General features: G+C 40.1%; 21 protein-coding genes. 10 read left to right on the plus strand and 11 right to left on the minus strand.

Going from position 1 to position 21,439, the window contains the following annotated elements; translation table 11 throughout:
- The first annotated feature begins 54 nt into the window (after window positions 1-54).
- The gene (locus tag NWP25_RS07745) at window positions 55-1,368 is read left to right on the plus strand and encodes a nucleoside recognition domain-containing protein (protein WP_280699138.1); all 1,314 of its coding nucleotides are present in this window, start codon (window positions 55-57) and stop codon (window positions 1,366-1,368) included.
- Between the two features lie 50 nt (window positions 1,369-1,418).
- Here NWP25_RS07745 and NWP25_RS07750 read toward each other — a convergent pair whose 3' ends face one another.
- From NWP25_RS07750 to cysC, 3 genes are all read right to left on the minus strand, one after another.
- Complete coding sequence (locus tag NWP25_RS07750; protein ID WP_280699141.1) at window positions 1,419-1,766, minus strand: cytochrome P450; 348 nt, start codon at window positions 1,764-1,766, stop codon at window positions 1,419-1,421.
- Complete coding sequence (locus NWP25_RS07755; RefSeq protein ID WP_280699142.1) at window positions 1,750-2,181, minus strand: hypothetical protein; 432 nt, start codon at window positions 2,179-2,181, stop codon at window positions 1,750-1,752. The genes NWP25_RS07750 and NWP25_RS07755 overlap by 17 nt, the downstream gene beginning before the upstream one ends.
- 68 nt (window positions 2,182-2,249) lie before the next feature.
- The gene (gene cysC / locus NWP25_RS07760) at window positions 2,250-2,822 is read right to left on the minus strand and encodes an adenylyl-sulfate kinase (protein WP_280699143.1); all 573 of its coding nucleotides are present in this window, start codon (window positions 2,820-2,822) and stop codon (window positions 2,250-2,252) included.
- A gap of 489 nt (window positions 2,823-3,311) precedes the next feature.
- Between cysC and NWP25_RS07765 the strand changes: the two genes are divergently transcribed.
- Both NWP25_RS07765 and NWP25_RS07770 read left to right on the plus strand, forming a co-directional pair.
- Window positions 3,312-3,644: a hypothetical protein gene (locus NWP25_RS07765; protein WP_280699145.1), complete on the plus strand. Its 333-nt coding sequence runs from the start codon at window positions 3,312-3,314 to the stop codon at window positions 3,642-3,644.
- Between the two features lie 41 nt (window positions 3,645-3,685).
- On the plus strand, window positions 3,686-5,203 hold the full coding sequence (locus NWP25_RS07770) for a glycine betaine ABC transporter substrate-binding protein (RefSeq protein WP_280652112.1): 1,518 nt from the start codon (window positions 3,686-3,688) through the stop codon (window positions 5,201-5,203).
- A 273-nt stretch (window positions 5,204-5,476) separates the two neighbouring features.
- Here the strand turns inward: NWP25_RS07770 and NWP25_RS07775 are convergent, their stop codons facing one another.
- On the minus strand, window positions 5,477-5,971 hold the full coding sequence (locus tag NWP25_RS07775) for a DUF427 domain-containing protein (protein WP_280699146.1): 495 nt from the start codon (window positions 5,969-5,971) through the stop codon (window positions 5,477-5,479).
- 483 nt (window positions 5,972-6,454) lie between these two features.
- Between NWP25_RS07775 and ilvA the strand changes: the two genes are divergently transcribed.
- Window positions 6,455-7,966, plus strand: a complete 1,512-nt coding sequence (gene ilvA / locus NWP25_RS07780; RefSeq protein ID WP_280699148.1) for a threonine ammonia-lyase, biosynthetic — start codon at window positions 6,455-6,457, stop codon at window positions 7,964-7,966.
- Here the strand turns inward: ilvA and NWP25_RS07785 are convergent.
- Together NWP25_RS07785 and NWP25_RS07790 are read right to left on the minus strand one after the other, a co-directional pair.
- A complete protein-coding gene (locus NWP25_RS07785) occupies window positions 7,963-9,615 on the minus strand; it encodes an ArnT family glycosyltransferase (protein ID WP_280652109.1) in 1,653 nt (550 codons plus the stop codon). The genes ilvA and NWP25_RS07785 overlap by 4 nt on opposite strands.
- 189 nt (window positions 9,616-9,804) lie before the next feature.
- A complete protein-coding gene (locus tag NWP25_RS07790; RefSeq protein WP_374913068.1) occupies window positions 9,805-11,058 on the minus strand; it encodes a glycoside hydrolase family 10 protein in 1,254 nt (417 codons plus the stop codon).
- 528 nt (window positions 11,059-11,586) lie between these two features.
- Here NWP25_RS07790 and NWP25_RS07795 point away from each other — a divergent pair.
- The 3 genes from NWP25_RS07795 to NWP25_RS07805 all read left to right on the plus strand — a co-directional run bounded on the left by NWP25_RS07795 (window position 11,587) and on the right by NWP25_RS07805 (window position 14,619).
- Window positions 11,587-12,225, plus strand: coding sequence for a histidine phosphatase family protein (locus NWP25_RS07795; protein ID WP_280652108.1), 639 nt, complete (start codon window positions 11,587-11,589; stop codon window positions 12,223-12,225).
- 230 nt (window positions 12,226-12,455) lie between these two features.
- A complete protein-coding gene (locus tag NWP25_RS07800) occupies window positions 12,456-13,508 on the plus strand; it encodes an endonuclease (RefSeq protein WP_280699150.1) in 1,053 nt (350 codons plus the stop codon).
- Between the two features lie 130 nt (window positions 13,509-13,638).
- Window positions 13,639-14,619 carry an aldo/keto reductase gene (locus tag NWP25_RS07805; RefSeq protein ID WP_280652106.1) on the plus strand — a complete coding sequence of 327 codons (981 nt, stop codon included), beginning with the start codon at window positions 13,639-13,641 and terminating at the stop codon, window positions 14,617-14,619.
- A gap of 28 nt (window positions 14,620-14,647) precedes the next feature.
- On the opposite strand, the gene NWP25_RS07810 is transcribed toward NWP25_RS07805, so the two are convergent.
- Both NWP25_RS07810 and NWP25_RS07815 read right to left on the minus strand, forming a co-directional pair.
- Window positions 14,648-14,848, minus strand: coding sequence for a hypothetical protein (locus NWP25_RS07810; RefSeq protein WP_280699151.1), 201 nt, complete (start codon window positions 14,846-14,848; stop codon window positions 14,648-14,650).
- 171 nt (window positions 14,849-15,019) lie between these two features.
- The gene (locus tag NWP25_RS07815) at window positions 15,020-15,205 is read right to left on the minus strand and encodes a helix-turn-helix domain-containing protein (protein ID WP_280699153.1); all 186 of its coding nucleotides are present in this window, start codon (window positions 15,203-15,205) and stop codon (window positions 15,020-15,022) included.
- A gap of 370 nt (window positions 15,206-15,575) precedes the next feature.
- On the opposite strand from NWP25_RS07815, the gene mnmE reads away from it, so the two are divergent.
- Together mnmE and NWP25_RS07825 are read left to right on the plus strand one after the other, a co-directional pair.
- Window positions 15,576-16,967 (plus strand): tRNA uridine-5-carboxymethylaminomethyl(34) synthesis GTPase MnmE, encoded by a 1,392-nt coding sequence (mnmE, locus tag NWP25_RS07820; protein ID WP_280652103.1) that lies wholly within the window; start codon window positions 15,576-15,578, stop codon window positions 16,965-16,967.
- Window positions 16,968-17,012: 45 nt separating this feature from the next.
- Window positions 17,013-17,783 carry an SDR family NAD(P)-dependent oxidoreductase gene (locus NWP25_RS07825; RefSeq protein ID WP_280699155.1) on the plus strand — a complete coding sequence of 257 codons (771 nt, stop codon included), beginning with the start codon at window positions 17,013-17,015 and terminating at the stop codon, window positions 17,781-17,783.
- Window positions 17,784-17,879: 96 nt separating this feature from the next.
- Here the strand turns inward: NWP25_RS07825 and NWP25_RS07830 are convergent, their stop codons facing one another.
- Complete coding sequence (locus NWP25_RS07830) at window positions 17,880-18,224, minus strand: hypothetical protein (protein ID WP_280652101.1); 345 nt, start codon at window positions 18,222-18,224, stop codon at window positions 17,880-17,882.
- 244 nt (window positions 18,225-18,468) lie between these two features.
- Between NWP25_RS07830 and NWP25_RS07835 the strand changes: the two genes are divergently transcribed.
- Complete coding sequence (locus NWP25_RS07835) at window positions 18,469-19,398, plus strand: lysophospholipid acyltransferase family protein (protein WP_280652100.1); 930 nt, start codon at window positions 18,469-18,471, stop codon at window positions 19,396-19,398.
- A 100-nt stretch (window positions 19,399-19,498) separates the two neighbouring features.
- On the opposite strand, the gene NWP25_RS07840 is transcribed toward NWP25_RS07835, so the two are convergent.
- Window positions 19,499-19,795 (minus strand): hypothetical protein, encoded by a 297-nt coding sequence (locus NWP25_RS07840; RefSeq protein ID WP_280652099.1) that lies wholly within the window; start codon window positions 19,793-19,795, stop codon window positions 19,499-19,501.
- A gap of 182 nt (window positions 19,796-19,977) precedes the next feature.
- On the minus strand, window positions 19,978-21,408 hold the full coding sequence (locus NWP25_RS07845) for a hypothetical protein (RefSeq protein ID WP_280699156.1): 1,431 nt from the start codon (window positions 21,406-21,408) through the stop codon (window positions 19,978-19,980).
- Window positions 21,409-21,439: the final 31 nt, after the last annotated feature.

Below are 21,439 nucleotides of genomic sequence, written 5' to 3' on the forward strand. Positions count from 1 at the left end.
CTTCGTTTTATCCCTTACTATGCAAAAATTATTTAATCACAGTTAAAACCTGAGATGAAAAAATCATCATCGCCACTCAATGGCATTTGGCTATTTCTGATTGTTTCCGCCACTGTAGTGGCAGCTCATAACGGCAAGATGAGCACTTTAACAGAAGCCTCCTTTAAAGCAGCTGAAAGTGCTGTAACCCTAGCTATTGGACTCATCGGGGCGATGGCTCTATGGTTGGGAATTATGAAAGTTGCCGAAACCGCAGGGATGATGCGATTCATTGCTCGCTTAATTCGTCCACTGATGAGCAGACTGTTTCCCGAAATTCCCGTTAATCACCCGGCTATGTCGGCAATGGTAATAAACATGGCAGCCAATGCCCTCGGACTAGGAAATGCCGCCACCCCCATGGGTTTAAAAGCAATGGCAGAGCTGAATAAACTCAACCCCCATCCAGGAACGGCTACAGATGCCATGTGTTTGTTTTTAGCCATTAACACCTCATCGGTAACACTGTTACCCCTCAGCGTAATTACTGTCCGCGCCAGTGCCGGGGCGAGCAATCCAGCCGCAATAGTCCTGCCCTCAATTATTGCCACTATTATCTCCACAGCGATCGCTATTATTGCTAGTAAACTTTTTGCCCGCCGTGCATCCTCTAGCCTGACTTCTGTAGAATATGAATTAGAAACTACCCCAGCAGACAGCAAAACCCCAGTCGATGAAACTCCCGAATCCGAATTAATTCCTCCCGGTATGATGGGCAATATTGTTTTCGCAGGGCTAATAGTAGCATTTTTAGCGGCTGTATTTTATCGCCTCTCAATCCGAGGATTGCCTTATATCTTTAGTATGGTTTTTATCAGTAACCTTTCTAACTGGTTACTCCCGATTTTAATTTGTTTATTTTTGTTATTTGGCTATTTCCGGGGTGTGAAAGTTTACGAAGTTCTCACAGAAGGAGCAAAAGAAGGCTTTGAAATAGCAATTCGCATCATACCTTTTTTAGTAGCAATTTTTGTGGCTATTGGAATGTTTCGTGCCAGTGGCGCTCTTGATATCCTCACAGCCATATTTTCTCCCATTACCTCACTCATCACCCTACCACCAGAAGCCCTACCAATGGCATTAATTCGCCCTCTTTCAGGTAGTGGGTCATTTGGGTTAATGTCAGAAATTGTTAAAAATGACCCTGACAGTTTTCTGTCTTTTCTTGTTTCCACTATGCAAGGTTCAACGGAAACTACCTTTTATGTAATGGCAGTTTATTTTGGTAGCATTGGCATTGTTCGCACAAGTTACACAATCCCGGCAGCGCTATGTGCTGATGCAGCTGGAATGTTGGCATCTTTGGTAATTTGCCGACTCATGTTTTAATAAAAATCAGGCATATAGCAGAGTAATCAATGCTTATAAATATCAATCTTTTAGATGAGCTTCTTCACCATTTTTAACTGAATTGGGGTTAAAATGGTGTTGCGACGTTGAGGATTTACAGGGCGCTGATTGACTAATTCTAAGTTATAGCGAGAAATAACGGTTGCTAAAGCAAGCTTCAGTTGATAAAAGGCTATTTCCCCTCCAATACAACCCCGCATTCCCCCACCAAAAGGTAGAAACTCGTAAGGGGAAAAGCGATGATTCAAAAAACGTTCTGGTTTAAAGACCTTTGGTTCTGGGTATATATCTTCCCTCTGATGAATGAGATAACTTCCCACAGTGACTAATATGCCGGGATCAACTTGATGACCGTTGATTTCAGTTTTTGATTTCACCAGTCTGGGAATCATAAACAATGATGGCTTGATCACGAATATTTAAGGCTGGAATACAATCAGCTTTCCAATAAGGAGTTTCAAACTTCATGGATTTATTAAGTGTAATTGGTCTATGAACTTTAATACCCAATTGCTTTAGTGTGTTTACTAGTTCCTCAACATCCTCATTCAACTCTTCCAGATATTTTTTCTTGAGGGTATGAGTTCTAGAATTTGCACTGTCAAAGGCACTTTCCTTGTTGCTACTTCCATAATAAGGATAACAAAATGCTGAATAGGCAACATCATGGAAAAATACTTTGAAAGACAGCTCTAAATCTTGGGTGTTGTAGTTGATTGGAGAACCAACAACTACTTCTTTCAGTTTAGACCACTCATTAAAACTATTGACCATATAAATCTTTCTTTGCAACTCGGTAGTAATGTATTTCAACTCAAAACTTAGGTTTCCCTGGCAAGAAATTTGCTGTATTTTTTGGTTTATCTGGGAGTTATGTATTCAGGTTCCACTAAAGAATTAGCTGTGTTACCACAGAACGTATCAAAATGTTCTATAACTTTTGCAACGCTTTTTTCCAGACTTTCTTCATCAGTTAAACATTCTACTTCTGGTTTTAATGGTGGCTCATAGGGATCATCAATACCTGTGAAAAACTTAATTTCACCCTGACGAGCCCGTTTATATAAGCCTTTGACATCACGGGCTTCACAAGTCGCCAATGGTGCATTGACATAAACTTCTATGAAATTATTACCAATTTTTTGGCGTACCTCTTGCCTGATATCCCGATAGGGTGAAATAGCGGAAACTAGTACTATGACACCATTGCGAGTTAATAACTGAGCAACAAAACCAATTCGTCTAATATTTTCATCTCTATCTGCTCGACTAAAGCCTAAATCTCTGGTAAGATTTTGTCGGACTATATCCCCATCTAAAATCTCTACTTTTAGTCCACGTTCCCGTAATATTCTAGCAACTTCCGCACTAATAGTCGTTTTCCCAGAACCACTCAATCCAGTGAACCAAATCGTTGCACCAATATTTTGCATTACCAACTCTTTTCTCAGATAAATTTACTCTTTTATTTTCTGTTTATTCAAGGCTCATAGCTATGGTCAATACGCCTAATATTACAACAGAGTTAAGATTATTTGTTTTGGCTATAGGGCAGAAACTACTTGTTAAGCAATTTCATCTAGTGAATCATCGCTCTGATGTTTTCACACTACACAGAATTTGTCAATACTTTACTTCTAAAAAAATAAACTTTATTCTGTCTGTGTAATACCATGGTAGAAAGTGGTTCCTTAACATTAGGAATAAATTTATGTGAACTTCTTTAACGAAAGTCATATATCATTGGAATTTGTGATACAAGTTGCAAACAATACTTCTTAAGTTTAAGTCGTAATAGCTCATTTAATTGCTTCCAGGTGTATTGATGACATTTTTACTTATAAAGTCAACTTAAAACCTGATTATGGTTATACTAAAAAATATCTTTTTATCAAACTTTAGTTATTTTACGGAAATATCTAATGAATATCCTCAAAACATTGGCTGCTGTAATTAAAGTTATATCCACAGTTTTTATCTCCAGTGCCATTGGCTGGGAATTATGGAATATTTATGCACTCATGAATAACATTAGTATTCCCAGTAGCCTAAATTTTATTTTTTGGTGGGAACGGTTTGCGATTACAGCACACTTAATTGCAGCGGTAATTGCAGCGTTTTATGCCCCAACAAAAGAAAAAAGACCTATGAAATATGCGATTTATACCTTTTTTGTGGGTACAGTTTCTTTAATAGAACTCTTTGCTCACGAAGAAAATAGTAGCAAGAAACCAACATATTTGAATGATTTGTGAAATCTCACTGACCGTCAGAAAGTCTATAACGATAAAGAATCATGTTTTTATTTTCATACGCCTCTGACATTCTTCTTCGCAGTGGAGAACATTTAATATTAGTAAGTATAGCCATGATAGTGGCTATTTGTATTGGTATACCTACGGGGATTTTTATCAGTCGTCAACCTCAACTAGCACCTCCTATTCTAGGTTTAGCAAATGCTATCCAAACTATCCCTAGTTTAGCAATATTTGGGTTTTTAATTTCCGTTCCATTTTTAGGAGGAATTGGTAAAAATCCTGCCATAGTTGCTTTAACTCTTTACGCTTTATTACCCATAATTCGTAATACTTATATTGGTATTAATAGTATAGATCCCGCCATTAAAGAAGCTGGTGTAGGAATGGGGATGACCGATAGAGAATTATTATTAAAAGTAGAAATCCCCCTGGCTTTAGGAATAATTTTAGCAGGTGTAAGAGTGGCAACGGTAATATCCGTAGGAATTGCCACTATTGCTGCTGCTATTGGTGGTGGTGGTTTAGGAGTGTTTATTTTTCAAGGAATTGCTACCGTTAATAATCAATTAATCTTAGCAGGAGCAATACCCGCCGCTTTTATTGCCTTAGTTGCGGATTTTACCTTGGGTTTTTTAGAAAAAAGACTAACTAAACAAACACAAAATAAAGCTATAACTGCTATTGCTATAGTAATCTTAGCTGTAATTATAGGTAGTTTATTATTATTTAACTATCAACAAACACCAGCTATGATTTCTATTGGCTCAAAAAACTTTACTGAACAACTTATTTTAGCCGAAATTTTAGCACAACAAATAGAAAATCACACGAACTTAAAAGTAGACCGTCGGTTTAATTTAGGGGGAACATTTATTTGTCATGAAGCAGTGAAAGCTGGAAAAATAGCTGGTTATGTGGAGTATACAGGTACAGCATTTACAGCCATTTTAAAAGAAAAACCAATTACAGACCCTCAACTTGTCTATGAAAAAGTCAAAAAAGCATATGAAGAAAAATATAAATTATCAGTTATGCCATTTTTGGGATTTGAAAATACCTATGCTCTCATTATTAGAGGAGAAGACGCTAAAAAATGGCAAGTTAAAACAATTTCTGAAATTGCTAAATATACTCCACAAATGCAAGCAGGTTTTGGGTATGAATTTATTGTGAGGGAAGATGGTTATCCAGGATTAGCAAAAACATATAATCTCAGCTTTACCCAATCACCTCAACAAATGGAATTAGGGTTAATGTATAAATCTTTGCTAGAAAAGAAAGTAGATATTATTGCAGCTAATTCTACAGATGGCTTAATTCCGGTTCTAAACTTGGTGATTTTGGAAGACGATAAAAAATACTTTCCACCTTATCAAGCTGTACCTGTTTTTAATCAACAAATTCTGCAAAAATATCCAGAGTTAATAGAAACTATTAATCAATTAGCTGGTAAAATTTCTACTACAGAAATACAAAACATGAATTATCAAGTAGATAATCAATCTCGTCCCGTACAAGAAGTTGTCAGAGCGTGGTTAAATTCTCAAGAATTATGATTCAATAAATACTTATATGGTGGGAAAGAATGTAAAGACATTCCAGAGAAGTTCTCTACAATGGTATGGAATAATCAGAAATCAAATATGGCAGAAATATCATATTATTTCGGGAACAAGGAACATAACTTCATTTTTTCAAATTAAGGCAATATGGGCCACTACTCTTTGGATCATGGGTTGAGAGTATTTTTCCATCAACCCAGAAAAAGAAACATCATAATGTTCCTGAATTGTTAATCCATGGATTTTCATGACTGATATCTTTATCACTTACCATCCCCAAGTACCTGGACCACCTTTGAATGGTCCGACAATATCCGCAGTGATCCATCCGCCATAAAAATCACCAGCTTGGGGTATGACTAGCTGACCATTGACATAACAAGCATCCATTAAAGCGGCGGTAAAACCATAATACTTTTCCATGGAAAGAAAATTAGGCGTTGGAGCAAAATATCTCCAAGCTGCATATTTTATCTGCTTATCACCAATATGAATATGATAGTATTGGTATGCACCTTTCCATTCACAGATATTTTTCCTAGGTGTTTCAACCAGATATTCTAGTTTGATGTCTTCTGGGGGGAAATAATAGGTAGGAGGATGACTGGTTTCTAAAACTCTCTTTCCTCTAGTGGTTTCTCCTAAAATAATACCATTACAAATGACTTTTAAGTGTTTGTCAGTATCTTGTAAAATAGCAGGACGGGGATAATCCCAAACAGATTCTTGTCCTGGTTGTGGGGGGATAGGTTCTGGTCTCATGGTTAATAATTTCCTCTGTTCAAGTGGTAATTAAAATGTTAAGGAATTTTTGATTAACTCAGGTTTTGCACCCCTACCTACTAACCCAGGTAAATTAAAAATATGCGCGATAAAGCTAAGTCATTTTTATGGCACTTCCTGGGTAAATGAAGGGTTTTGCTTTTTTACTGAGTAGTAAAGTTACATCAATTTTTACTAGTGGAACATATAAGTTAATTACATTCAAACTGTATCATTTCTTGAGTTTTAATCAAACCCCTGGGGATGACTGACATTTCATGCTGATATCCCTACCCAATACCTCTTAACCAAGCCAGCCACGATTCCTGAGTCAATCCTCTAACAATTTCAACAAATGCACTTCCACCACCACAGGGAATTCACAGAAGAATTCCCCCCAGGCAAGCAAATATCTGGACAACAAGTACACTGAATAACGGTAAAATTAACAGCTCATCTCAAAATTGCCTACTTGTTAACCCCATGTATTGCGACTACCTGGTACAAATTCTGACCGCCCGTGTGTATGATGTTGCTCAGGAAACACCATTGGAGTATGCCCCTAACCTCTCCACACGACTGAATAATCAACTGTTGCTGAAGCGGGAGGATATGCAGTCAGTTTTTTCTTTTAAGCTCAGGGGTGCTTACAACAAAATGGTCAATCTTTCACCGGGATTATTGGCGCGGGGTGTAATAGCTGCATCAGCGGGAAATCATGCTCAAGGTGTAGCCTTGGCTGCTAGTCGGCTAGGAACACAAGCGATGATCGTTATGCCCGTCACTACCCCCCAGGTGAAAATAGATGCAGTCAAAGCCAGGGGGGGAGAGGTGGTCTTACATGGCAATACCTACGATGATGCTTATGCTTACGCCCGGCAAATGGAAGCCCAAAAGGGACTCACTTTTATTCATCCCTTTGATGACCCTGATGTTATCGCTGGACAGGGGACAATTGGGATGGAAATTTTGCGGCAATATCAGCAACCCATCCATGCTATTTTTGTCGCTATTGGTGGCGGAGGATTAATTTCGGGAATTGCAGCTTACGTCAAACGATTGCGTCCCGAAATTAAGATTATCGGCGTTGAACCTGTGGATGCTGATGCTATGTACCAATCAATCAAAGCCGGATACCGGGTGCGGTTGCCCCAGGTAGGTTTATTTGCCGACGGGGTCGCAGTGCGGGAAGTGGGAGAAGAAACTTTTCGTTTGTGCCAAAACTATGTGGATGAAATTATTTTAGTTGACACAGATGATACCTGCGCTGCCATTAAAGATGTGTTTGAGGATACTAGATCCATTTTAGAACCAGCAGGTGCTTTAGCGATCGCAGCTGCCAAAGCCTATGTTGAAAGAGAACAAATCCAAGGACAAACCTTAATTGCCGTTGCCTGCGGTGCCAACATGAATTTTGATCGTCTGCGTTTTGTGGCAGAACGGGCCGAGTTCGGAGAACGTCGCGAAGCTATCTTTGCAGTGGCCATTCCCGAAGAACGGGGTAGTTTGCGGAAGTTTTGTGAATGTATTGGCAACCGCAATCTTACTGAATTTAACTATCGCATTGCCGATGAAAAAGAAGCTCATATTTTTGTAGGTGTGCAAATTCAAAATCGTGCTGATGCCCTCAACATAGTAGAAACCTTTGAAAGTTCAGGTTTCAAAACCATTGACTTAACAGATGATGAACTGACAAAATTACACCTTCGCCACATGGTAGGTGGACATTCTCCCCTGGCCCATAACGAATTACTCTATCGTTTTGAGTTTCCCGAACGTCCCGGTGCGTTGATGAAATTTCTCGGTTCCATGAGTCCCAACTGGAATATTAGTATGTTCCACTACCGCAATAACGGGGCAGATTACGGACGAATTGTGGTGGGAATGCAAGTACCTCCCCAAGAAATGCAGGAATGGAAAGCATTTCTCGATACCCTCGGTTATCGTCATTGGAATGAAAGCCAGAACACTGCATACAAGCTGTTTTTAGGTTAAATTCCGTAAGACCGAGGATAGGGCTTGAGCAGTGTCTGAGCTTGATAAACGTGAACGATGTTGATTTGCACCCCACCTCGGTTAATTGGTATGGTTGCAATCTCAGTTAAGCTGCTAAAGTGATGGCGATAACTAGCCATTAAGTCTTCTCTGTTGTTAAAGGCTCCAGTGGTAATGTAAAGTGCGTCTTTTCCTAACCATTGGTCGGGTTTTGACCAAAAAGCAAAGCCACGCAAATCTTGACCAATGTCAAAGCAAGTAATGGGTGTGTTAGTTATGGGTTGAAGGGACATGGCAATGAGTCCACCGAGGTAATAACGATTAGTAAATATAAAGCTGGATTTCTCTAAAGCTTCCCGCAAAATAGGAGATTTAACAAAGCCATACCGTATTTGCTCAATATCAATCAGTTCTGTGGAGGGGTCGTTTTCAGGAGCTAAAAATCCTCCCATAATGCTGTATTGGCTCGGTTTTTGGACTATTCCTGTGGTCACTTGCAGTAGAAGAATCAGCAAAATAGTACCAACCATTAACCCGGAACCTAAAAGCCATCGCTTTACCCAACACCGCCATTGCTGTTCCCAAATAGTTACTTGTTGTCCCAGCAACAAAGTTACTCCCCAAAATCCTGGCATTGCCCAAGCTGGTAAAATTTGCCGATATCCCCCCATGAGGGTAAACCCTACAGTTAAGGGCAGAGATAACCATAAAATCAATAGTTGAGCATCTCCTAAATTTTGTTGATAGGTTCGTGATTTCTGGAAAAAAAATTGAATAGTTTTAGCTAGGGCTACGCGCAAACTCACCCACCAAAGGGGCAATCCTATGGTTGGGAACAGATAACCAATTTCAGCTAAACAAACACCTGCTACACCCAGGAGACTATAGCCACCTGTGGGTACTGCACGTTCTGACTGAAAACGCAAGGATACCCAATCATGGTGTAGATTCCACAACAAAATAGGAGATATGGTAATTATGAACAAGCCTAACCCTAGCCATGTCCAAGGGGAAAGCAGTGCACGGCGATGACCTGGACTTGTTAAGCAAAAACCAACTAACCCAAAGCCTAAAACAAAACCATGATATTTACTTAAACAGGCTAATCCTACCACAATCCCCAGTATGGCTAAACGGTAACTGGGTAAGTAGATGGAAGATGAGCCGCTTTTTTCCTTCAACACATCGGGCTGAGGAAAAAATTCCTCGGCTGCACAATATAAACCACCTGACCAAAACAACATCAATGGAGCATCCGGCAGACTCAGAATACCAAAGCTAATGGCAAAAATGGGACTGATAGTTGCGATCGCTAAAGTAAACAGCGCAGCTTGAGGAGAAAATAATTTTCCCCCAGTCAAATACAATAACACCAGACTGCCTGTGTAACAAATCAGCGCACCCAGGCGAATTGTGAACTGAGAAACAACTCCAGTTAACCACGGCCCCAAGCCAGTTGTCAGCGCTACCATCACTGGATGATCAAAATAGCTCCAGTTTAAGTGCAAGCTGTAGAGATAGTAATAAGCTTCATCAAAAGTAGGGTAGAGCCAGAAAGCTATCAAGCCTCGAAACAGTAGTCCCCCAACTAGCAAAAAAAGCAACGACTGATTAGCTTTTTGAACTAACCATTTTTGAGCTATTTGCATTTACTGGCATTCCTAAAAAAATTTAACTGGATCATACTATAGACATCTCCAGAAATCAAATATGGGTCTTCGGTTAACCGTTGTAAACACATTCCGTAGAACCTCTCTACATTCTTGGTTAGAGATGTCTAAATATATTACGTGAAAAACTCGAGCAGGAAAAAAAGTAACTCTACCCTGCACCCTAGGTCAGTCTATTGCAGAGCGAAACGCCGGAGTCGGGAAAAAGTTCTGAAATGCAGCCAACCTCTGATTTGCAGGTTCTGGGGCAGAGTTCCAAAGAGTTTCGTAGTAGAAGAAGGTTACACCTAAGCCCCGTGCTTGGGTAGCCCTTACCTGAGACTTAATTTGCTGCATAGAAACAGGTCGATTTCTTAAACCTGTCATAATACCGATAGCCGTGGGAATTTTTTGTTGGGCTTCTTGAATTTCTCTGCGGGAAATCTTACTAACAAAGCTTTCCAAATCAGGACGATAAATCTGCACAATCAGCTCGTCTACAATATTCTGCCCTATCCAAGCCAGCCAGTCTTGTAGTTGAAACTTATAAGCAAAATCGTAGTAGTTGGGAGCCACCGAGAAAATGGCTTTGGGTTTTCTGGCCTTTACAGCTTGATGGATTTGCGCCATCAAGGCTGTGATTTTATCTGCTCGCCACTTTATCCAGGCTTCATCTTGAGCATTAGTAGGGGGAGGATTTTTGGTTTCTTGGGTATACAAGCGAATTGTGTATGGATCATAACCAAATTCATGAGGTAAACTCATATGATCATCAAACTGAATCCCATCGACATCATATTGAGTGACAACCTCGACAACAAGATTGGTAATAAATTGCTGTACTTCTGGATGGAAGGGATTAAGCCATACAACCTCACCAGCAGCACTAATGGAGGTTTGAGTACCATCTTGCTTTTGTGTCAACCACTGTGGATAATTCAACGCCAATTCTGATGTTGGCGGAGCCATGAAACCAAACTCAAACCAAGGAATGGCCAGCAGTCTTTGGCGATGAGCTTGGTTAATCAAGTCGGCGAGAATATCATGTCCATCTGAACCTTGAAAAACAAAGGGTTGAATCCCCGCGCGTTGTGCTACAGCACTAGGATACATGACATAACCAGAATTCCATATCACAGGATAAATCGTGTTAAAGTTTAGCTGCCGTAATTGAGTCATAGCCCACTGCACTTTGGCGCGATCTTTAAGGGTGTCAAAGTCATTGTTGGTAATCCAAACTCCGCGAATCTCCGGACGCGGTAACTGTGGGATATCTATATTGCTCGTAGCTATGGCAGGATTTAAACTTTTCAGTAGCACTACCGTAATAAATGATATGAAAACTAGAATTGGAAAAAGACTCTTGACCGACCTCATAAACTTAAATAATGCATTAGCTGCCCACGCCCGCAAGATTTTTGGGCGACGAAATTTACTAGCCATATCATTTACGAACATCTATGCTAACTCAAGGATTTGTTAATTGATAATTAGTGGTTTTCCATGCATGCTAAATGTTTGCATTCCAGAAGCCGAAGCAAACTTAGCATAGTTAAATATATGACGTAACTAGTAATATAGAAGTGCCCGCTAGAAAAATTTTTCTTCCAGTATTATAAATCCTTTGTTTAGTAACCATAAGGTTTTTTAGTTACAGGTAATCCTAGCTATACCAATCCCTGGTTTCAGAAATACTATTTAATTTTGGGTATAAGTTAGCACTAAAAATTATGAATAATCAAAAAATATCTGGGCGAAATCACATCAGGCCTAGTCAAGAGAATATTTTTGCATACTCTTAGCAGTACTTACTTTCTTTACCATAAATTGTCATATTATTTGCACTATCTTGTTTGTCGCCCTGTCAGCTTTTTTGGTTGATTACTTTGTCTTGATGTCACAGACTCGATGGCGAGATTAGTGCTATTTTATTTTTGCACAAACTCCTTTACTCTAATCGCGATACAAGCTATGACACTCAATTTATATTTACTGCGACATGGAGAAACTACTTTTAGTCAAACTGGTCATTTCTGCGGTGAAACTGATGCCGAGTTGACAAAAGAAGGGATACAGATGGCAGAGAGTTTTGCTGATGTTTATCAAAAATTGCAGTGGGAGGCCATTTATGTTAGCCCGATGAAGCGCACAATTGCAACTGCCAAGCCATTGTGTGATGCTATGGGTATGGATATGCAGTTGCGTGACGGACTTAGAGAAGGTAGTTACGGCCAGTGGGAAACTAAGAGTAAATCCTTTGCCCAGGAAAATTACGCAGAAAACTATGTCAAATGGTTAACGGAACCTGCTTGGAATGCACCACTAGGTGGAGAAACTGCGGTAGATATTGCTAACCGTTCTATGCCTGTAATCGCTGAAATTCAAGAAAAACATCCCCAAGGTAATGTTTTAGTAGTTTCCCATAAAGCCACAATTCGGATTATACTTTGCAGTTTACTGGGTATTGATTTGGGACGCTATCGCTATCGGGTGAATATTTTGGTCGCGTCAGTAAGTATGGTTAAATTTGACGTTCATGGTCCTTTGTTAGAAATATTGGGCGATCGCCATCATATACCGGATCATATTCGCTTTCGTCCGGGAACATAATAGTCCCTGTTAGTAGTTTTGACATACTCACCGTCCTCAAGGAGCATTCGGTAGTTCCGGCGGAACGTCTCCACTTCGGTAGTTCCGCCGGAACCTATGCAACACCGATTTTCAGACCAACTTGCCGATAATTTTCAAACATTCTCTTAACTATTTCTTTACCCATAATTTTATATTTTCCACTTAAAATAAATTGTCTAAAAAATCTAAACCTTAAGAAATACCCATTTATGCAAGTTAAAAAAATAATTAATTTTTTAGTTTGTTTACTATTTTCAGTATTGCTAATTGCCACTCCCGCTTGGGCAATAAATGTTTTATCTGGTGATCAAGTAGAGTTGAAAACCACATCTAATCTTGGTGTACCTCTTCATAGAATTTCTTCAACTAGTGTAGTCGGACGCGCTGCAGATGGAACAATTGCCGAAGTGGTAGGAACTGCTAATAATAACAATTGGGTGGAAATTAAACTACCAGATGGTGAAGAAAGATGGATTATAGAGAAATATATCAGTCGAGTGATTTCTTCTGAACCTACACAATCACAACAAGAAGAATTACCATCCGCATCTCAAGATAAGAGCGAAAAAACAGCTATTTTCCCCGGTCTAAGTGGAGAAGCATTGAAATCTCAGTTAGCAGCAGAATATCAGGTAAAAAATAGCCTCAATTACGATTTAGCTAGAGACTATATGTATAGTCAACTAGATAACGATCATGGGATAGTTAGAGGAATTTATTCTGACTATGCTGTTCAAGTGAATCCTAATTCATCCAGTCCTAGACGCGATGCTTTTCAAGGAGGAATTAACGCTGAACATTCCTGGCCGCAAAGTAAAGGTGCAACAGGAATAGCAAAAAGTGACTTACATTCTCTCTTTCCCGCCAGAGCCAAGATCAATAGTCTGCGTAGTAGTCTACCTTTAACAGACATTGATGACCGTCAAACAAATTTGTGGATCATCAAAGATCAAGAGTTTCGTTCTATTCCCAGCGTCAGTATTGATGCTTACAGCGAATCTGTTGCTAGTGCTTTTGAACCGAGAGAAGAAGTCAAAGGTAATCTTGCCAGAGCCTTATTTTACTTCTACACAATGTATGAAAGCCAAGCAGATGCGAGTTTTTTTCGTCAGCAGAAACAAACCTTGTGTAAGTGGGATTCCTTAGATCCATTAGATGCACAAGAAATCAAACGCAGTCATGCTATCGCACTCAAACAAGGAAATGAAAATCCCTTTGTGCTTGATTCCACCCTGGTAGACAGAACCTACTGTAATCAGTAACAAATAAGGAACAAATAACTCAGTTTTAACCACAGAACAAAGAGCAATTTCATTCGCTTCTAGAATATCCGCTTATTTCCAACTCCCTTACCGGATAATTAACTTTTAGGGAAGTCTACAATGAGTAAATATGCAGATGAGCCAACAACTATCCATCCCCAGTATGGGCTGTGGCACTTGGGCATGGGGTAATCAATTCCTCTGGGGATACAATGAAAGCATGGATGAACAGTTACAAGCTGTTTTTAACCTCTGTGTCAGCAACGGTGTAACCTTGTTTGATACCGGCGATTCCTACGGAACCGGCAGATTAAATGGCCGCAGTGAATCACTCTTAGGACGATTTAGCAAAGAATATCAAGGCGTAAATCAACATCATATTTGCATCGCCACCAAACTGGCGGCTTACCCTTGGAGATGGACGCGCCAAGCAATGGTCAAGGCTTGTCAGTCATCTGCTCAACGCTTAGGCAAAAATGTGGATTTAGTTCAAATGCACTGGTCAACAGCCAATTATGCACCTTGGCAAGAATCAGGCTTATTGGATGGTCTTGCTGATTTATACCAACAAGGTCTAGTCAAGGGGGTAGGCTTATCTAACTATGGCCCGAAACGACTGCAACGAGTATATAAAAAGTTTGCAGCGAGAGGAGTCCCCATTACCACCCTGCAAGTACAATACTCTTTACTGTCTACCTATCCTGTGACGGAATTAGGACTGAAAGATGTTTGCGATCAATTGGGGATAAAATTAATTGCCTATAGTCCCTTGGCCTTGGGCATATTAACCGGGAAATATAGCGAAAAAGGCAGTTTACCCCCTGGTATCCGGGGTTTATTATTTAGGCAACTATTACCAGGAGTGCGATCGCTTTTAGAATGTTTGCGAGACATAGCAGAATCCAGAAACAAAACTATGTCTCAGGTAGCAATCAATTGGTGTATCTGTAAAGGAACTATTCCCATCCCTGGGGCAAAAAGTTTAGCACAGGCAAAGCAGAACGTTGGTGCTTTAGGTTGGCAGTTAGATTGTGGCGAAGTTGCCGCTTTAGATCAAGCTGCTGCAAATACAGATAGAAAAATGGTACAAAATATCTTTCAAACCCAGTAAAAAATCCCCCACTCCCCAGACCCTGACTTTAGAAATCTTCAGGGAAAATCCATTTAGGCGGTTCCGTCATTTTTTTTAGCAGACGTTCTTCCGCCATTTCTAGCATTTGGTCTAAAGAAGTTTCTTCAATAAATTTGCTTGTGGCTTCTCTAAATTCGATATGGGGGCACTTATCCCCTAAAATACAGCCGTTAACGCAAGCTTCAACGCAATTAATTTTTTGTTCCACAGTTAGTTCCTCTCTTTAAAATATAACTTAAGAATTGTGATTTATCGCGGAAATCCTTTATCCCAACCTTGACGTAAATCAGCTAATACTTTTTGTGGGACATTTTGTGGGACATTTTTATTAGTTTCGTAATACCAATAGTTAAGGAACTTCACCTCGGCAATCAACTTTTTATTTTTTATGTAAATCAATTGCCCATGGAATTTTAACAGTTTTATCCGTTTTACGAAGTTCTAAAACTTCCATAATCTGACCATTAGCCCAGTTATAACCATGACCTCCCACCCCAGGAGCTTTTCTAAATGCCGTTTCTTGGTTGTTATTTGGTATTAAGGGTGTTTTGAAACTAAGTAACATTGCTCGACCTCCAATGTTTTTTACTATCTCCCTAACTAATATATCCCCATATCTACCTAATGTCAACAAGTTTAGGTAGATTATTGTACAGCTTTGGCTACATTTGCCAGAACCATACAGCCTTGCTGAGAACACTGTGATTAACTCGATTACCTACGTCACTAACTCTTGTACTTTCTTGGTTAGTACCACAGCATGAACATAGGTAGGTGTGGTCAAGCTGGATATTCAAAACTTTATAAAGTTCTAGAAAATACAGCCAAAACCAAGAAAAGCCGTCGTAGAACCACACAGTTTTCAACCCAAATTTTAGACAAAACTGCTGCTAGGCTAAAAGCATATATATATTGTTTTGCTAAAAAGTTAGCTCATGTCGGAACTCTTAGCTGTTACTGGAACCATCGCCGCCATCGCTACTGCTGTCATACCTCAACAGGGTAGTGTAAATATTGTCCGGGTATCTGGTTCCCAGGCAATAGCCATCGCTCAAGCTTTATTTTATGCACCTGGCTATCAAGTTTGGGAAAGTCACCGCATTCTTTACGGTCATATCCGCCATCCCCAGAAAAAGCAATTGGTGGATGAAGCTTTATTATTAATCATGCAAGCCCCCCGTTCTTACACCCGTGAAGATGTAGTAGAATTCCACTGTCACGGCGGAATAATGGTGGTGCAAGAGGTTTTACAACTGTGTTTAGAACAAGGCGCTAGACTTGCTCAACCAGGAGAATTTACTCTCCGGGCTTTTTTAAATGGGCGACTGGATTTGACCCAAGCCGAAAGTATTGCCGATTTAGTGGGAGCGCGATCGCCCCAAGCCGCTCAAACTGCCCTAGCTGGTTTACAAGGCAAATTAGCTCACCCCATCCGCCAGTTACGCGCCAACTGTTTGGACATTTTAGCAGAAATTGAAGCTCGCATTGACTTTGAGGAAGACTTACCTCCCTTGGACAATGAAACTATCATATCAGATATTCATCGCATTGTCGGAGAAATTACTCAATTATTAGCCACAAAAGACAAAGGCGAACTGCTACGCACGGGTTTAAAAGTGGCAATTGTCGGGCGGCCAAATGTTGGTAAATCCAGCTTGTTAAATGCTTGGAGCCAGAGCGATCGCGCCATTGTTACTGATTTACCCGGTACAACCCGCGACCTTGTTGAATCCCAGCTAGTTGTCGGTGGAATTCCTGTCCAAGTGCTGGATACAGCCGGCATTAGGGAAACAGTAGACCCAGTAGAAAAAATTGGCGTAGAGCGATCGCGCCGTGCGGCTAGTGCGGCTGATTTAGTATTATTAACTGTTGATGCTGCCGCAGGATGGACAAAGAGTGACCAAGAAATTTATACACAAGTACAACACCGTCCCCTAATTCTAGTCATCAATAAAATTGACCTGCTAGAACCAATAACTATTGACTTCAGCAAATATCCTAATAAGATTGAAAAAATAGTCACCACAGCAGCAGCCCAAAATCAAGGTATTGAAGCGTTAGAAACCGCTATTTTAGAGAGCGTCCAAACAGGAACAGTGCAAGCTGCTGATTTAGATTTAGCCATTAACCAAAGGCAAGCAGCAGCCTTAACTCAAGCTAAAATATCTCTAGAACAAGTACAAGTCACAATTGCCAACCAATTACCCCTTGATTTCTGGACAATTGACCTACGTGGTGCTACTCAAGCATTAGGAGAAATTACCGGAGAGAAAGTTACAGAATCAGTACTTGATCGGATTTTCAGCCGTTTCTGTATCGGGAAATAAATTAGCAAACCAGTCTATTTTATCATCACTTGATTAAATTAAAAAATGTCCCATATAGCTGAAATTAATGCTTCCAATTCCTTAATTGTAGGAGCTAGTCAAGGTATCGGTTTAGGTTTTGTCAAAAAATTGCTAAAAGATGATAGAGTTGCCAAGATTTATGCAACCTATCGTGAACGTGAATCAGCAGGGGAATTAATCACATTAGAAAACCAATATGCTGACAAATTAACTTGTGTATCCTTAGATATTACCGAAGAATCGCAAATTGCCGAAGTTGCCCAACGCATCAAAAACGAAGTCCAAAAATTGCACTTAGTAATTAACTGTGTAGGCATATTACATGACGACACTTTGCAACCCGAAAAAAGTTTAAAACAGATTAATTCTCAAAACTTACTGCGCTACTTTCAAACTAACAGTATAGGAGCTATACTACTAGCTAAACACCTGTTAGCCTTATTTCGCCACAGTGAAAACAGCATTTTTGCCAGTATTTCCGCCAAATTAGCTAGTATTGGCGATAACCACCTTGGTGGTTGGTATGGCTACCGAGCTTCTAAAACCGCACTGAATATGTTTATGCGAACAGCTGCTGTAGAGTATGGGAGAAACTGTCCGAAAACATTGGTAGTCACTTTACATCCAGGGACAACAGATACACGCTTGTCTCGCCCATTCCAGAAAAACCTACCTGCGGAAAAGCTCTTTTCAGTAGAACTCACTGCTACTCAGTTGCTGTCTGTAATTGAACAACTTGAGGAGGGTGATAGTGGACAATTTTTCTCCTGGGATGGAAGTAAGTTACCCTGGTAATTAGTAATTTGCCTCGTTGAGGATTGTGTTTTATTGGAGTGAGAAAAGAAGCGAACCCGCCAGCGCGGGTGAAAAACTTTAATCTTCGGTTGAGTGTTAATTCGTAAATTCAATTAACTTGAATCCCCAAGGTTTCATAGCCGCAAGTGCGATTTCTCTATCTATACCTTCATAAGCTTCCCATTCAGAATGCTGATCTTTAGGATGTCCATCACCTACATGACCTGCAACTTTAATGACCGGAACGCCCCCCAATTCATTGCGCTCCATTCCTTTGGGAATCACAAGTTGAAGTTTGTGTCCTACGAACTTTGATATACTCGAATTAGCTACAGATTCACGGACTAAACAAATATCAGCAGCAGTTCCCCAAGTAGTTTTGTAGATGTGGAGAAAGGATATATAGGTTTCCGGTCTGTTCGCTCTTTTGAGAACTTCCACTTTTCGTCATCCTTATTTATGTACTATTCTGATGAAAAGACAAACTGTGAATTATCGTTTTTATGATAACTCTAACTCTGTCGCAGATGATACGAGTAATTAATACCTTAAACCTTATAACTGAGGTTAATTATTCATTCTCCCATGAACAATTATGATCCATTCATGAATTCAACGAGGTTTTATCAAAAGTTTTTCTAACGAATCTTTTCCGGAACACCGAGCTAATCAGGTAACTTCCCCAGTGGATTCAACATCTAGCCGTCAGCATCCAGATACCACTTTGACCCCAACAACGATTAAGCGAGTACAACAAGGTGTGGCTGCGGCCAACCATCGCTCTGTAACTCAAACAATTGCGGAAGTTCTACAACGGTTAGAAGCTATAGCTCAAGGACATCCAGAAACCAGAGTTCATGCTTTAATACGTCGCTGTGTATTGCGATCGCTCATTCATGTTTTGTTTCGGGTACGAATGGAAAACCTCCACAGAATACCGGAAAAACCAGCAATTCTAGCGGCTAACCATCTTCACCATCTCGACCCCTTGCTGTTGCTGGGGGAACTCCCCACCCATCCCCACTACTACGTTCTCGGCGATGCTCGTACCCTCTATAACAAGTTCTGGAAACGTTTGACCCTGGGTTTAGTGGGAGGTGTGATTCCATTAAAACGCATATGGAAAGAAGAAATCGCTGTTATGGAAGCTGCAAAAGCCGGACGAGAAGACCTAATGGAACTAGCTACAGCAATTGAGGAGACTGTACCCACAGGGGGAGATATACAAACACTACGACAAATAGAGCGTATTGTCTTGGGAATTTTGTCTCAGGGGGATGGATTAGTACTGTTTCCCGAAGGACGCTTAGGAAGCGCTGAAGGACATTTACATCTCCCCCTCAAACGAGGAACCGTGATTTATGCTTTGCGGGCTGGTGTACCAATAGTACCAGTTGCAATCATTGGTACCCATGATCTTTATTTAAGAAAAGACTTAACTGTGCGCTTTGGAGAGCCACTATACTTTGCTCAAACTTCCAGAATCAATCGCCAAGAAGTAGATACAGCTTTAGAAGTACTACAAAACGCCATGCTTAATCTATTACCCACCAACTATCAAGAACCACCAGGACCGAAAGTTTTACGTAATTTCCTCAATCATATGTTGTTATGACTTTTCCCCCACAGAAAACCTTCAGTGCAAGGTTTTCAATTCCTGGGCTTAGGGGAATTTGATACTCCCCCCACTAGAACTTGGGAGAGCGTGAATTAACTTATACTTCTAAAAAGCTATCCACTTTGAAATTTGACGTTCCCTCCCAACAGTGGTTTAAAGATGCACTAATTTGAGCATCCGCTGATTCCAGGGATTCCCTAGAAGCATTAAACTGTACTGCTGTGACAACATACTCAAAAATAATTACAAACTGCTTTTGAGGAGAAATTCTCTCGACCACGATTGTTTCTCCAACTTTGGGAATTTGCGGTAAATTCACCACAAATCTTTCCTGTTTCGGTTTATCTAATGGATTTTTAAAATTGAAGTATTTGCAGTAAACAATAATTTTCATGACCAAAAAATCTCAATTCAAACATCCAAGTTTGAAACATAAAAATTAATTATAGTAACTATTCTGCCAACTTGTGACATGGTAACCAAATCAGGTAAAACCCAGCAGTTATCAGTGGTTTCTAGGAATAATTCGACACCAGGGAGCGAACTGATAGCTGTCAAATACTTGTAATTTTAATCTTATTTACCACTCCATAACCTTTGTAAAAACTGAAAAACTTTCACAATTATCTCTTCAAGCCAGAGTATAGCACGATCCAGCCACTCTAAAACTTGTTCCAAAGCATCCTTGTCATAGCCGATAAAAGTTGCTTTAACCTCTATCCACTCAGGCTGGGACTCAACTTGGCTATGGAGGGGATTCTCTGTGATAGCTTGGAGATTCAGGTTTTCAGAGACATTAACAGCATTTTTTGGTGTCAGAGTGACATGGCGGCTCGATTGCGAATTTTGTAACCAATTAGATGTGGCTTTTGGGTTACTTTTCACACTGTTTTGCGATGTAATTGACTGATCAGCAAAACTATGAGCATCACCAAATAAATCACTCCAATTCAACCAAGTATCTTTGGTTAAATCTTCATTTTGTAACTGTCTGCTTTGAGGCAAAACTTCCAGAGGGATAGGTGATTTTATCTGACTATTTTTCTCAGGAATTTTTTTATATTTTCTCACACCAAAAAAGTAATTAATTGCCGCTTCAATCAAAGCGGGAATATTGATTTGATGAGTTTTTAAACCATCAGTATTAACTGTAATATCTCCTCTAGCACCTACCTGTTCTTTGCCGTAAATAAATATATTTAGCTGAACTTGTGCAAGTCGAATAATTTCATGGCTACGCTGTTGCACTGGTAATAAAGCACTGTTTTCCCAGTGGGCAATAGATGTATCTAAGAATGCTATTAATTTATCAATTTGAACTAAATTTGTTGGTGTGCTTGCAGGCAGTGCTGGTACATTAACTGCAATTCTGCCAGTGATTTTGGCGAAAATATCGTTAATTTTCCCTAGTAATTTACTCTGTGGTTTATTTGCATTTAACTGCCAATAATGCCAGTAATTACCAACTTCACTGATAATTCGCGCTTCTAATTTTGCCTGTTGCTCAGGTGTCAAAATATCCAAAATTTCATTGTCGGTAGTGACAAGTACCACATGACCACTAACCAAATTTGTGGCAACTCCGCGCACTTTTGGCAAATAGCCCTCGATATTTGCGCGGGGATTCTGCGAAGTTGTCCATTGCGCCGAGGTAGGTTGGGTAGGGGGATGACGCAAAACTTTGGAGGACACAAAACCCCAAAAAGTCAAAGGAGCAGATTTTGGCTGGGAGGATAAACTTTTGACTGCTTCTAGGACATTTTCAATTGGTGTATCAGCAGTTGGGAAAGTTTCGGGTTGTGGTGCTTGAGACTTGAGAATTTTAGGAACTGATGACCTAGGATTCAATAACAGGTATATGGGGTAAAGTAATAGTTCCACACCCCACTGAGTTGCAACTTGCAAATGCCGAAAGGTGTGATCCCACTGTTGTGTCAACCGCCGAGATTGCAGGTGGACAAACTTAAGTAGTCTGCTTTGATAACGGCCAGAGGAACCAAGAGACATGATAGTGATTTGTAAGTTTGAATCTTGTTGA

Origin of the sequence: Umezakia ovalisporum Ak1311, assembly GCF_029891685.1 — a bacterium.
GTDB classification, from domain to species: domain Bacteria; phylum Cyanobacteriota; class Cyanobacteriia; order Cyanobacteriales; family Nostocaceae; genus Umezakia; species Umezakia ovalisporum.